Genomic DNA, 14,746 nt, shown 5'->3' on the forward strand with positions numbered 1-14,746 from the left:
GTAGGCTTGAAATGCGATACGCGGTAGAGTGAGTATCCTCTGAGGTCGCTATGCCGTTTTGATTTTCCACAGGAGTTTTCATGTTTCACGTTTATCACTCTAATCAGCTTGATCTGCTCAAAAGCCTGGCAGCCAGAGTGATTAAACTGGATCCGCTTGACGATCCTTTTGCCTCAGAAATGGTGCTGGTACAAAGTCCGGGCATGGCGCAATGGTTACAGATGGAGCTGGCGCACACCTTTGGCATTGCGGCGAATATTGAATTTCCGCTACCGGCCAGTTTTATCTGGGAAATGTTTGTTCGCGTACTGCCGGACATTCCGGTCGAGAGCGCTTTTAGCAAAGCCAGCATGAGCTGGAAGCTGATGCACCGTTTACCCTCGCTGCTGCTACAGGATGAGTTTGCCTCACTGCGTCATTACCTGAGCGATGATGGTGACAAGCGCAAACTGTTTCAGCTCAGTGCCCGCGTCGCTGACCTGTTTGACCAGTATCTGGTTTATCGCGCCGACTGGCTGAACAGCTGGGAGCGGGGTCAGCACATCGACGGCCTGGGCGATGCCCAGATTTGGCAGGCGGCGCTATGGCGTGACTTAGTGAATTACACCGAGGAGCTGGGCCAGCCTAAATGGCACCGTGCCAACCTCTATGCGCGCTTTATCCATACGCTGGAGCAGACGCAGACCCCACCAGCCAACCTGCCCGAACGGGTTTTTATTTGCGGCATATCAGCGCTTCCGCCGGTCTACCTTCAGGCGTTACAGGCGCTGGGGCGACATATCGATATCTATCTGCTGTTCACGAATCCCTGCCGCGACTACTGGGGCGACATTCAGGATTATGCTTTTCTGGCGAAGTTACAAAGTCGTCAGCGTCGCCGCCACGATCGGGAGGAGTATCGTGGATTGTTTAGCGATGTGGCGCGTGCGCCTGCGCTGTTCAGTGACGAAGGCGAGCAGCAGCTCACGAACCCGCTCCTGGCTTCCTGGGGCAAGCTGGGGCGCGATAACCTTTACCTGCTCAGCCAGATGGATCTTAACAGCGAAATTGACGCCTTTGTCGATGTAGAGGAAGACAACCTGCTGCACAGCATGCAGCACGATCTTCTCAATCTGCAGGACAAGGCCGTGATCGGTCTGACGGCCGACGAACTGGCCTACAGTGGGCAAAAGCGTTGTCTGGATCCAGCGGATCGTTCCATCGCCATACAGGTTTGCCACAGTGCCCAACGCGAAGTGGAAGTGTTGCAGGATCATTTACTGGCGCGGATGGAGGCGGATCCCGGACTAAAAGCACGCGATATCATTGTCATGGTCGCCGATATTGACGCCTATGCGCCCTTTATTCAGGCCGTGTTTGCTAATGCTCCGGCCGAACGTTATCTGCCATTTGCCATCTCTGACCGCCGTGCCAGTCAGGCGCATCCGGCGATTGTGGCTTTTCTGCATTTACTGGCGCTGCCCGACAGCCGTTTCGTCTCCGAAGATGTGCTGGCGCTGCTGGACGTGCCCGCCTTAGCGAACCACTTCTCGATTGACGAAAGCGGGCTGCGTTTACTGCGGCGCTGGGTGAGCGAATCGGGCGTACGCTGGGGGCTGGATGATGCCAGCGTTGAGGCACTGGCCCTGCCGGTTACCGGTCAGCATACCTGGCGCTTTGGGCTGCAACGCATGCTGCTTGGCTATGCGATGGAAAGCCAGCATGGCGACTGGCAGGGCATCCTGCCCTACGATGAGTCAAGTGGACTGGTGGCCGAACTGGCAGGTCATCTGGCTGAGCTGCTGTCGCGGCTCAACCACTGGCGTCAGGTGCTGTCCGAACCGCGCCCGCTGGAAGCGTGGCTGCCTTTGTGCCGCGAGCTGCTCAATGCATTCTTTACGGCCGATCCCGAAACTGAAGCTGCACTGCTGCTGGTGGAAGAGCAGTGGAAGGCGTTGATTGAATACGGCATGGACGCACGCTTCGATGAGCCCATTCCGGTGGTGTTGCTGCGCGACGATCTGCGCGGCCGACTGGACCAGCAGCGTATCAGTCAGCGTTTTCTCGCCGGACAAATCAACTTTTGTACCCTGATGCCAATGCGTTCCATCCCGTTTAGCGTCGTGTGTTTACTGGGGATGAACGATGGCGTTTATCCGCGTACCCTGGCGCCGCTGGGATTTGACCTGATGCAACAGCAGTCGCGTAAAGGGGACCGTAGCCGCCGTGATGACGACCGTTACCTGTTTCTGGAGGCCCTGATCTCCGCGCAGCAACAGCTCTATATCAGCTATATCGGACGCGCGATACAGGACAATACCGAACGTTATCCGTCCGTGCTGGTCACAGAATTACTGGAATATATTGGGCAAAGTTTTTATCTGCCAGGCGATGAAGACCAGGATCTGGACGAGAGCGCGCGCCGGGTCAGGGCGCATCTGGAACACTTACACAGCCGGATGCCGTTCGCGCCCGAGAACTTTCAGCCCGCGTCGGCAGCCCACAGTTTTGCCCGCGAATGGCTTCCCGCCGCGCGGGGTACGGGTCAGCCCCAGCCCGATTTCGTTCAGCCCCTGCTCACGCCGCCCGTAGAGACATTAGCCCTTGAACAGTTCCTGCGATTCTGGCGTCATCCCGTGCGGGCCTGGTTTCAGCAACGCCTGGGCGTGAGTTTCTGGCTTGAAGAAAATGAACTCCCCGACAGCGAACCCTTTGCGCTGGATAGCCTGGAGCGTTACCAGATTAATGCCCAACTGCTGAATGCACTGGTAACAGGCGAGGACACCGATCGTCTTTATGCCCATCACCGCGCTGCCGGAAACTTACCTTATGGCGCGTTTGGTGAACTGTTCTGGCAGGCTCAGCGTGAAGAGATGCATGAGGTGGCGGCAGACGTCACCTCTCAACGTAGCGAAGGGGAAAGCTGGGAAATCAATCTGGATCTGGACGGCGTCAGCCTGTCCGGCTGGCTGACTCAGGTGCAGAGTGACGGGCTACTGCGCTGGCGGCCAGGCGTGCTGAATATCAATGATGGTTTATTACTGTGGCTCGAACATTTAGTTTATTGTGCACTGGGCGGTAACGGCAGAAGCCGCATGTTTGGCCGCCAGCAGAGCTACTGGTGCTTCCACGCCGTTGCGCCGGATGACGCCACGGCCCAGTTAGCGCGCTACATGCAAGGTTATCTGCAAGGAATGCGCGAACCCTTGATGCTCCTGACTAAAAGCGGGGGCGCCTGGATCAGCACCTGTTTTGATAAGAAAAGCCATCAGTTCCTCAGTGATGAGGCCACGCAGCTCAAAGCCCGCAACAATTTGCTGGCGGCCTGGGTGGGGGGTTATCAGCAGGAGGGCGAGGGAAGCGATCCCTATTTGCAGCGGCTGTGCAGAGTACTGGACGAATCCCAGCTACAGCGCATAACCGAGGCGGCGGCGTGCTGGTACTCACCGGTGCTGCAGGCCCATCAGGACGATCGGTAAGTCACACCTTTGCAGGTGATGAGAACACCAACGAACGTTTGTTGTATTTTCAGCCGCCAATGCGCTGGCAAGGCGGCTTTTGGGTAACGTAAGAGGTTTACATGCGCACACATGCACGCTTGATCCTGGCCATTCTGTTCAGCCTGGTGGCGTTTACGGTTCAGGCCGAAACGGGCCAGGGCTGGCAGCCCGTTAACAGTACCATCGGTAAAAGCGAACAGGATCCGCGTCAGTATCAGGCTATTACGCTGGATAATGGCATGACCGTGCTGCTGGTGTCAGACAAGGATGCTCCTAAATCGCTGGCGGCTTTAACCCTGCCGATTGGTTCACTGGACGATCCTGCGCAACAGGCTGGCCTGGCACATTATCTTGAGCACATGGTGCTGATGGGCTCAACGCGTTATCCGGAACCTGACAGCCTGGCGGACTTCCTCAAAAAGCATGGTGGCAGCCACAATGCCAGCACGGCGTCCTACCGCACCGCTTTTTACCTTGAAGTGGAAAACGATGCCCTTGCGCCTGCCGTCGATCGCCTGGCCGACGCCATTGCGGCACCGTTACTGGATCCGGTCAATGCCGATCGGGAACGTCATGCGGTCAATGCTGAGCTGACAATGGCGCGCGCGCGCGACGCTTTGCGCATGGGGCAGGTGGGGGCCGAGACGATCAATCCGGCCCATCCGGCAGCGCACTTCTATGGGGGCAATCTTGAAACCCTGCGAGATAAACCCGACAGTAACCTGCATCAGGCGCTGCTGGACTTTTACCACAGCCACTATTCTGCCAACCTGATGAAGGCCGTTATCTACAGCAACCAGTCCCTGGCGCAGATGGCCGCCATTGCGGCAGACACCTTTGGTCGGGTGGCTAACCACAATGCCAGCGTTCCGATGATTAACGAGCCTGTTGTCACCGAGGCGCAGCAGGGTATTCTTATTCATTATGTGCCTGCACAACCCCGTAAACAGCTCAAAATTGAGTTCCGCATTCCGAATAACAGCGATCGCTTCCGTAGTAAAACGGACACGCTCATCGGCTATTTAATTGGCAACCGTAGCTCCAATACGCTGGCTGACTGGCTGCAAAAACAGGGGCTGGCCGATGGCGTTAGCGCCGGAGCCGATCCGGTTACCGAGCGCAACAGCGGCATCTTTACGATCAGCGTCTCACTCACCGATAAAGGCCTCGCCCAACGCGACGACGTCGTGGCGGCCGTCTTTAGCTACATTGCCATGCTGCGCGAAAAAGGCATCGATCGTCGCTACTTCGACGAAGTTTCACATGTTCTGGCGCTGGATTTCCGTTATCCCTCCATTACCCGCAACATGGACTACATCGAGTGGCTGGCCGATACGATGCTGCGGGTACCGGTAGAGCATACGCTGGATGCCCCTTATCTTGCCGACCGCTACGATGCCGGGGCGATTCAGGCCCGTCTGGAAGAGATGACGCCGCAGAAGGCGCGCATCTGGTATATCAGCCCGCAGGAGCCGCACAACAGGCTGGCCTATTTCGTCAATGCGCCCTATCAGGTAGATAAAATTAGCGCTCAGACTTTTGCGCAGTGGCAGCAGCGCGGGCGCGGGATTCAGCTCGCGATGCCGGTGCTGAATCCCTATATTCCCGATGATTTTACGCTGGTTTCTGCCGCAGAGAAGACCTATCGCCATCCGGTAAAGTTGGATAACGATTTCGGGATGCGCATTTACTGGATGCCAAGCCAGTTCTATGCGAATGAGCCCAAAGCCAGCATTACCGTGGCGTTGCGAAACCAGCAGGCCATCAGCGATGCGCGCCAGCAGGTGCTGTTTGGTCTGAATGACTATCTGGCCAGCCTGGCGCTGGATGAGTTGAGCTCACAGGCCTCCATTGGCGGTATCAGCTTTTCGACCAGTGAGAACGATGGTCTGGTCTTTAACGCCAGTGGCTTTACGCAACGTCTGCCCGCCTTGCTTAAACAGCTGGTGGATCGTTATCGCACCTTCCAGCCCAGTGAGTCGCAGCTGGAGCAGGCTAAATCCTGGTACCTGGAGCGACTGGACGCGGCCGAAAAAGGCAAAGCCTTTGAGCAGGCTATTCAGCCAATGCAGCTCCTGTCGCAGCTGCCTTATACTCAGCGAGAAACACGCCGCAAACTGGTGAGCGGCATTACGCTGGATGAGGTGGTGGCTTACCGCGATGCGTTAATAAAAAATGCCACGCCGGAGATGATGGCGGTTGGCAACCTCAGCGCCGACAGCGTCACGCAGTTGGGACGCGATCTGAAACAGCAGATGCAGTGCAAAGGGACTCACTACTGGCACAGCAACTACCTCAGCGTTGAAAAGCCGTTAAAGGCGAATCTGGAGCAGCACGGCAGCAGCACAGACTCTGCGCTGGCCGCGCTCTATATTCCTTTAGGCTATGACGAATACCAGAGCATGGCCAACAGCGCGATGCTCAGCCAGATCGTGCAGCCATGGTTTTACAATCAGCTACGGACGGAAGAGCAACTGGGCTATGCCGTCTTTGCCTTCCGGATGCCGGTGGGACGTCAGTGGGGAATTGGTTTTCTGTTGCAGAGTAACAGCAAGCAGCCCGCCTATCTGATGCAGCGCTATCAGGCATTTTATCCCCAGGCTGAGCAGCGTCTGCGTACGATGAGCCAGGCCGATTTTACGCAGTATCAGCAGGCGATGCTCAACGATCTCAGACAGCGTCCACAAACGCTGAACGAAGAAGCCGATCGTTTCAGCCGCGATTTCGATCGCCAGAACAACGATTTCGATACCCGGCAAAAGCTGATAGAGCAGGTCCAGCTGCTTACGCCTGCCGGCCTGGCCGATTTCTTTCATCAGGCCGTGATGCAGAAAAAAGGCATGGCCATGACGTCGCAGATCGCCGGAAGCGGCGAGCGTAAAATCGAATTTGCCCCGCTGCCTGGCTGGAGAACCTGGCAGGAAATCGCCAAACTGCAGCAGTCGCTGCCGGTAAAGAGTGAAACCCAATGATGCAGTCAAGACCCGAGTCGCTTAACCCGTTAACGCTGCCGCTGAGCGGCGAGCGGTTAATTGAGGCGTCAGCGGGGACCGGTAAAACCTTTACGATCGGCCTGCTCTATTTACGTCTGCTATTAGGGCTGGGCGGCGAGAACGCCTGGCGCAGGCCGCTGTCCGTCGAAGAGATTCTGGTGGTGACCTTTACCGAAGCCGCTACGGCTGAACTGCGCGGTCGTATCCGTGACAATATCCATCAGCTACGTCTGGCCTGCGTGCGTGGTAAAAGCCATAACCCCATGCACCAACAGCTGATGGAGCAGATCGCCGATCTGCCCCAGGCCGCGTCACAACTGCTGGCGGCCGAGCGACAAATGGATGAGGCGGCAATTTTTACCATCCACGGCTTTTGTCAGCGCATGCTTAACCTGAACGCTTTTGAATCGGGCATGCTGTTCGAGCAGGAGCTGATTGAAAACGAACAAACGTTGCTCCGACAGGCCACGGCCGATTTCTGGCGTCGCCAGTGTTATCCCCTGTCGCTGGATGTGGCCAGAGTCATTGCGGCGGAGTGGAGCGGGCCGGACAGCTTACTGACCACGCTGCGGCCCTGGCTGCAGGGGGAGTCACCGACGCTCAGGCGCCCACCTCGCCCAGAGGAAACGCTGGCCTCCCGCCATGCGGCCAATCTTGAGCGAATTAACGCCCTTAAGCAGCAGTGGCAGGCTGCCAGCGCCGATGTGGAAGGGCTCATTAGCGCGTCTGGTGTTGATAAGCGCAGTTATAGCAGTAAGCACTTACCTAACTGGGTGGCTAAAGTCACCCAGTGGGCACAGAGCGAAACGCTTGATTATCAACTGCCCAAAGAGCTGGAGCGCTTTGGACAGCAGGTGCTGCACGAGAAGACCAAAAAGGGCGAGGCACCGCAGCATGCATTGTTTGATGCGGTAGATCGCTTTCTGGCCGAACCGCTGACGTTGCGAGACGTCATTATCTGGCAGGCCCTGACCGAGGTCCGCGAGGCGGTCCAGCGCGAAAAGCGTCAGCGCGCACTACTGGGCTTTGATGACCTGTTGAGCCGTCTGGATGAGGCGCTTCAACAGCCGGGCGGGGCACTGCTGGCGGAAACGATTCGCGGGCGCTTCCCGGTCGCGCTGATTGATGAATTCCAGGATACCGATCCGCAGCAGTATCGTATCTTTCGTACGCTGTATCTGCATCAGCCAGAGCTGGCCCTGCTACTCATTGGTGACCCCAAGCAGGCGATTTATGCCTTCCGCGGTGCGGATATCTTTACCTATCTGCGCGCCCGTAGTGAAGTTAGTGCTCACTACACATTAGATACTAACTGGCGCTCCTCGCCTGGCATGGTGGACAGCGTTAACCGGCTGTTTTCACAGGTTGATTCGCCGTTTCTGTTCTCTTCCATTCCTTTTCTCCCGGTCAGTCCGGCTGCGCCTAATCAGGCCCTGAAGCTGATTTATCAGCAGCAACCGCAGCCCGCGCTGCGCTTCTGGCTTCAGCCGGGTGAAGGTGTGGGAGTAAGTGATTACCAACAATTTATGGCGCAGCAGTGTGCTGCGGATATCAGCCGCTGGCTGGTAGCCGGACAGCAGGGGCAGGCGCTGATTGGTAAAGGCGATGCCCTGCAGCCGGTTAAGGCATCGGACATTACCGTGCTGGTGCGCAGCCGTAACGAGGCCAGCCTGATCCGCGATGCGCTAAACAGCCTGTCGATTCCCTCCGTTTATCTTTCCAGCCGCGACAGCGTTTACACCACGCCGGAAGCGCGCGAACTGTTATGGCTCCTGCAGGCGGTTCAGTCACCTGAACAGGAGCGATTGCTGCGCAGCGCGCTGGCGACGTCCATCTTTGCTATTGATGCCGCCGAACTGGACGCGCTGGCGCAGAACGAACGCCACTGGGATGCACTGGTGGAGCAGTTCGTCAGCTGGCAGCAAATCTGGCATCAGCGCGGCGTTTTACCCATGCTGCGCGACGTGATGATCACGCGGCAACTGGCCGAAAATATGCTGGCATCAGACAATGGCGAACGGCGCTTAACCGATCTGATGCACCTGGGTGAACTCCTGCAGGAAGCGGCGGTTCAGCTCGACAGCACCCATGCGCTGGTGCGTTTTCTGGCGCAGCAAATTGCCCGTCCCGATAGCCAGGCCGCCAGTCAGCAACTGCGTCTTGAAAGCGATCGTCATCTGGTGCAAATCGTCACCATTCATAAGTCGAAAGGATTGCAGTATCCCCTGGTCTGGCTGCCCTTTGCCGCCGGATTCCGCGAGTCCGCCAGTGCGCTGTATCACGATCGTGAAAGCTTTGCTGCGATGCTGGACGTGCAGGGGGATGAGTACAGCCTGACGCTGGCAGAAGAGGAGCGCCTGGCAGAGGATTTACGCCTGCTCTACGTGGCTCTGACCCGTTCGGTTCACCACTGCAGCGTAGGTATTGCACCGCTGATTAAGGGCGCGCGTAAAAAAGCGGGTGAAAGCGACTTGCACAAAAGCGCGCTCGGTTTCCTGGTGCAGCGCGGCGAAATCGCCGATGCCGCGCAGCTCAGTCAGCATCTGCAGGCGCTTGAGGGCGCGGGAATTGAGGTTATCAGCAGCGCGCTCCAGCCCGGGGCGATCTGGCATGAAGGCCAGGGCAGCAACGATGCGCTGAGCAGTCGGGAAATGACGCGAGCGCTGGCCGACAGCTGGCGCGTCACCAGTTATTCGGGTTTGCAGCAGCACGGTAGCTCACCGCTGCTGGACGCCTTGCCTAAATTTGATATCGACGCCGCAGGCGAAACGGCAGACGAAGAGGATACCCTGTTGACGCCGCACCATTTTCCGCGCGGTGCGGCACCCGGGACGTTTCTCCACGGATTGTTTGAATCAATCGATTTCACCGAACCGCCAGAGGCGCTGTGGCTGGAAGATCAGCTCCAGCAAAACGGGTATTCACTCAGTTGGCTCCCGGTCATTCAGCAGTGGATTGCGCGCGTCCTGACAACGCCGCTTAACAAGGAAGGCGTAACGCTGGCCAGTATTAACAGCCGCGACCGGCTGATTGAAATGGAATTTTATCTCCCGATCAATAACCTGCTGACCGCGACCGATCTGGATGCGCTGGTACGCCGGTACGATCCGCTGTCGCAGCGCGGTCCGGCACTGGATTTCCGCCAGGTGAAAGGCATGTTGAAAGGGTTCATTGATTTGGTGTTCCGCTGGCAGGGAAAATACTATCTGCTGGATTATAAATCGAACTGGCTGGGGGAAAGTCATGCCGCATACACGCCCGAGGCGATGGAGCAGGCGATGATCGACCACCGCTACGATCTGCAATACCAGCTGTATACCCTGGCGCTGCACCGTTATCTCCAGCATCGTCTGGCAGGCTATGACTACCAACAGCATTTCGGCGGCGTCTTTTACCTGTTTCTGCGTGGCGTCGATGGCAGCCCGGCCGACAACGGCATTTTCGCCACCCGACCCGACCCGGCGTTTATTGATGAAATGGACAGGCTGTTTGGCAATACAGAGGAAATGTTATGAGTGATATAAACGCCTTACTGCTCCAGGCAGTCGAAAAGCGTTTACTGCGTCCTCTGGATATACAGTTTGCCCGCTTGATTGCGGATGACGCCCAGCCTTTTCTGCTGCTGGCAGCGGCCTGCGTCAGTGCCGATGCCGGAGAAGGTCACGTCTGTCTGCCGCTGGCTAATCTGAGCGAGGCCGGACTCTTTGCGGGGCGTCAGCCGGCCCTGGCCCAGGCACTGTGGCAGGCCGCAGGCGCGCCGGACGATGTGCATGCTGCACTGGCGGGCTGGTCAGCAATCAGTGATGGCAGTGCCGTCACCCCGCTGGTGCTGAGCCATGAGCGTTTGTATCTGCATCGCTTGTGGCAGAGCGAAGGGCAGGTTGCGCGCTTTTTTTCGTTGCAGCCCGACGAAGGAACATTTGATGCGCACCGGGCCAGCGAGGTACTGACCAGCCTGTTTGGCAGCCGTCCAGACGACTGGCAAAAGATTGCCGCAGCCGTGGCGCTGACGCGAAAAACCGCCGTGATTTCAGGTGGGCCGGGAACCGGTAAAACCACCACGGTGGCAAAGCTGCTGGCTGCGCTAATCCGATTGAATACGGTGCCGCTGCGCATACAGCTGGCGGCGCCCACGGGCAAAGCCGCGGCCCGTTTAACGGAGTCGCTGGGTAAAGCTCTGCAGGGACTGGCCGTGAGCGAGGAAGAGCGCGCCCGGTTCCCTGCGGAAGCGACGACGCTGCACCGCCTGCTGGGTGCACAACCGGACACGCAGCGTCTGCGCTATCACGCGGGCAATCTGTTGCATCTGGATGTGCTGGTGGTCGATGAGGCCTCAATGGTCGACCTGAGCATGATGGCAAAACTGATCTCTGCCTTGCCACAGCATGCGCGCGTGGTCTTTCTGGGCGATCGCGATCAGCTGGCTTCGGTGGAGGCGGGCGCCGTGCTGGGGGATATTTGCCGCTGCAGCGAAACAGGATTTAGCCCGTCACGGGCTGCACAGCTGACGGCCCTGACCGGCTGCACGCTCACAGGCGACGATGTTGAGGCCGCGCCAGCCGTTCGCGACAGCATTTGCCTGCTGCGACAGAGCTATCGTTTTGATGAAAAGTCCGGAATAGGTCAGCTGGCACGGGCGGTGAACCAGGGCGATGCGCGCCAGATGAGCGCGATTTTTGCCGCCGGACACCAGGATGTTTCTTTTCAGCCGCTGAACGACGGCGACGCTTATCAGGCTATGCTGGACGAGGTAGCGCGGGGTTATAGCGACTATCTGCATGCCGTTCAGCATCAGGCTACGCCAGAGCAGGTTATTGACGCATTCAGCCGTTATCAGCTGTTGTGTGCCCTGCGTGAAGGGCCCTTTGGCGTGCACGGGCTGAATCAGCGCATTGAGCAACGCCTGATGCAGCTGCAGCGCATCAGACGTCCTGCGTTGGGCAGCCGCTGGTATGCGGGAAGGCCGGTAATGATCACCCGTAATGACAGCGCACTGGGGCTGTTTAACGGCGATATCGGTATTACTCTGCGCGATGAGGAAGGCCAGCTCAGAGTCTTTTTTCCGTTGCCAGACGGCAGCGTGAAAGCGATTCAGCCCAGCCGTTTGCCGTCTCATGAAACCGCCTGGGTTATGACGGTACACAAGTCGCAGGGATCGGAGTTTGACCATACCGCGCTGGTCATGCCGACCCAGTTTCTGCCGGTGCTGACCCGCGAGCTGGTTTATACCGCAATTACGCGTGCGCGCAGTCAACTGACGCTTTACAGCGATCGTGCAATATTTGACCGCGCCGTACAGCTGCAAACGCAGCGGCGAAGCGGGCTGGTGGAAAGGTTAGGGACGGCCGGGCAGGCGTAACAGCAAGGGCGGCATGGCTGCCGCCCGGTGACTGTCAGGTTAAATCCGCCATCAGCACCTTTGAGCGGCGCTGATAGTTGTACATCTCTTTCTTACTTTCTGGCAGCGACTCAATATCCACCGGCGTAAAACCGCGCTCCTGAAACCAGTGAATACTGCGCGTAGTCAGCACGAACAGTTTTTCCAGCCCCATTTGCCGAGCCTGTAGCGCGACGCGCTGCAACAGCAACTCGCCACGCGATGAACTGCGATAGTCCGGATGCACTGCGACGCAGGCCATTTCCCCAATCTTTTCATCCATAAACGGATAAAGCGCGGCACAGGCGATGGTCAGGTTATCGCGCTGGATGATGGTGAATTTATCGATCTCCATTTCCAGTTGCTCACGTGAGCGACGCACCAGAATGCCTTGCTGCTCCAGCGGGCGAATCAGCTCCAGAATACCGCCGATGTCGTTGATGGTGGCACGGCGGATCTGCTCGGCCGACTCCATCACAATCTGCGTCCCGATGCCGTCGCGCGAGAACAACTCCTGCAGCAGCGCACCGTCTTCCTGGTAGCTGATGAGATGGCTGCGGCGCACGCCACTGCGGCAGGCTTTTACCGCGCCCCGTAAAAAACGCACGGTGCCTGAAAGAAAATCGCCTTCGCTTTCCATTTCATCGATACGCGCCTGCGCATCGTTAGGAAAGAGCTCCGAGACAATATTGCCTTCACGATCGATCACGCCTTGTTCAGAACAGAAGCCAATCATCTTTTCGGCCTTGAGCTTAATGGCGAGCTGGGTGGCAACCTCTTCAGACGTCAGGTTAAAGCTTTCACCCGTCACCGACACCGCCACCGGGCCAAGCAGCACAATGGCATCGTTATCCAACTGACGATGAATGGCCTCTTCATCAATACGACGAATGCGTCCACTGTGGCAGTAATCCACCCCGTCATCCACGCCGAGCGGTTGAGCAATAATGAAGTTACCGCTCACCACGTTAATGTGCGCGCCCTGCAAAGGTGTGTTGTTCAGGCTCATTGAGAGCCGGGCCGTGATATCCAGCTGCAGCCGGCCTGCGGCCTGTTTGACGAGTTCCAGCGACTGAGCATCGGTCACACGGGTATATTTGTGGTAAGCCGGTTCCAGCTGATGTGCCGCCAGGCTGGCATCAATCTGTGGGCGCGCGCCATACACCACGACCAGACGGATACCGAGGCTATGCAGCAAGCCGATATCATTGACAATACTGGAGAAATTCTCATGCTCAATGGCTTCACCGCCGAGCATGATGACGAATGTCTTATCCCGATGCGCATTGATATAGGGAACGGTGTGGCGAAAACCCTGAACCAGTTCGGTACTACGTTCCTTCACGGCTAACCCTCAGTGAATGTTTATTCGTATTTTGTGTATTTTTATGCCTTTAGCCATCGTTTTGCAAGCGCTAATCCTGACGATAATTTACGTTTTTTTTGGTGCCAAAGCCGCTAACAGCCTGCATTATTTGGGGTTTCCGGGGTGACATTGCCTGCAGGATTGGATAAAGTTTTCGCCGCCATTTTATTTGGCTGCCGTTTTTTTAAACACTATATAACAGCTGGAGTGGCATGTCGGAAGGTAATCCCCTGGTTTCACGTAGACGATTATTAAAAGGTACAGGGGCGCTGTTACTGCTCAGCGTCAGCGGTGTGAGTATGGCCGCGACCAGCCATATTTTAGCGGTCCGCATCTGGCCCTCTTCCACTTACTCGCGTATGACGCTGGAGTCTAACGTCGCGCTTAAGTACAAGCAGTTTGCCCTGACGAACCCTGACCGCCTGGTCATTGATATCGATGGCTTGCATCTTAACTCAGTCCTTAAGGGCGTGAATCAGCACGTGCGTGTTGACGATCCTTTTATTAAAAGCGCCAGAGTGGGGCAGTTTGATGCCAATACCGTGCGCGTCGTACTGGAACTGAAACGCAACGTGTCCCCTAAAATCTTCAGCCTTGACCCGGTGTCCACGATCAAACACCGACTGGTGGTCGATCTCTATCCCAGCCAGGATAGCGTTGAAGATGATCCGCTTCTGGCATTACTTAAAGATTACAATCAGGGCGATCTGGAAAAAAATGAGGCCGTTCAGGCGCCTCTGCCCGGTAAAGCGGGACGCGATCGCCCGATCATCATCATGATCGATCCCGGGCATGGCGGTGAAGATCCCGGTGCCCACGGTAAACATAAAACACGTGAAAAGGATATCGTGCTGAAGATTGGCCGTCGGCTGAAAACCTTGATCGAAAAAGAGCACAACATGAAGGCTTACATGACCCGCAACGAGGATGTGTTTATTCCTCTGCGGGTGCGGGTTGCTAAAGCACGCAAGCAACGTGCCGACCTGTTTGTCTCAATTCATGCCGATGCGTTCACCAGCCGGGCCGCGCGCGGTTCTTCCGTGTTTGCGCTGTCCACCAGCGGCGCGACCTCTGCGGCGGCGCGTTTCCTGGCGCAAACCCAGAACGAAGCCGATCAGATTGGCGGCGTCAGCATGAGTGGAGATCGCTATCTGGATCACACCATGTTTGATATGGTGCAGCGCCAGACGATCCATGACAGCCTGAAGTTTGGTAAAGAAGTCTTGCACCGCATGGGGCGCATCAATCACCTGCACAAACGCACTGTGGATCAGGCCGGTTTTGCCGTGCTTAAGGCACCAGATATTCCCTCTATCCTGGTGGAAACGGCCTTTATCAGTAATGTTGAAGAAGAGCGTAAGTTGCGCACCACGCGCTATCAGCATCAGGTGGCAGAGGCGATACTGGAAGGAATCAAAGCCTATTTTAAAAGCGGTGTCGCACTGGCTCATCGCTGAGTAACCCTCAGGAAAACGGCCGCTGGCGCATTTTCCTGGCCTGCTGAGACACCAGGACCGGAAAGCGATTCCGC

At 57.1% G+C, this 14,746-nt stretch carries 6 protein-coding genes; 5 read left to right on the forward strand and 1 reads right to left on the reverse strand.

What is annotated here, in order from left to right; translation table 11 throughout:
* Positions 1 to 80 precede the first annotated feature (80 nt).
* The 4 genes from recC to recD all read left to right on the forward strand — a co-directional run bounded on the left by recC (position 81) and on the right by recD (position 11,831).
* Positions 81 to 3,458 carry an exodeoxyribonuclease V subunit gamma gene (gene recC, locus NXS97_RS17585; protein ID WP_116220038.1) on the forward strand — a complete coding sequence of 1,126 codons (3,378 nt, stop codon included), beginning with the start codon at positions 81 to 83 and terminating at the stop codon, positions 3,456 to 3,458.
* A 101-nt stretch (positions 3,459 to 3,559) separates the two neighbouring features.
* Positions 3,560 to 6,451 carry a pitrilysin gene (gene ptrA / locus NXS97_RS17590; RefSeq protein ID WP_116220037.1) on the forward strand — a complete coding sequence of 964 codons (2,892 nt, stop codon included), beginning with the start codon at positions 3,560 to 3,562 and terminating at the stop codon, positions 6,449 to 6,451.
* Entirely contained in the window at positions 6,448 to 9,987 is a 3,540-nt protein-coding gene (gene recB, locus NXS97_RS17595; RefSeq protein ID WP_013026978.1) for an exodeoxyribonuclease V subunit beta, read from the forward strand. The genes ptrA and recB overlap by 4 nt, the downstream gene beginning before the upstream one ends.
* Positions 9,984 to 11,831 carry an exodeoxyribonuclease V subunit alpha gene (gene recD / locus NXS97_RS17600; RefSeq protein ID WP_072404614.1) on the forward strand — a complete coding sequence of 616 codons (1,848 nt, stop codon included), beginning with the start codon at positions 9,984 to 9,986 and terminating at the stop codon, positions 11,829 to 11,831. The genes recB and recD overlap by 4 nt, the downstream gene beginning before the upstream one ends.
* Positions 11,832 to 11,865: 34 nt before the next feature.
* On the opposite strand, the gene argA is transcribed toward recD, so the two are convergent.
* Positions 11,866 to 13,194, reverse strand: coding sequence for an amino-acid N-acetyltransferase (gene argA / locus NXS97_RS17605; protein ID WP_028723270.1), 1,329 nt, complete (start codon positions 13,192 to 13,194; stop codon positions 11,866 to 11,868).
* Between the two features lie 233 nt (positions 13,195 to 13,427).
* Here argA and amiC point away from each other — a divergent pair, with 233 nt between their 5' ends.
* Positions 13,428 to 14,672: an N-acetylmuramoyl-L-alanine amidase AmiC gene (gene amiC / locus NXS97_RS17610; RefSeq protein WP_013026975.1), complete on the forward strand. Its 1,245-nt coding sequence runs from the start codon at positions 13,428 to 13,430 to the stop codon at positions 14,670 to 14,672.
* Positions 14,673 to 14,746 lie beyond the last annotated feature (74 nt).

The organism is Pantoea sp. B623, from assembly GCF_024814475.1.
Classification (GTDB): domain Bacteria; phylum Pseudomonadota; class Gammaproteobacteria; order Enterobacterales; family Enterobacteriaceae; genus Pantoea; species Pantoea ananatis.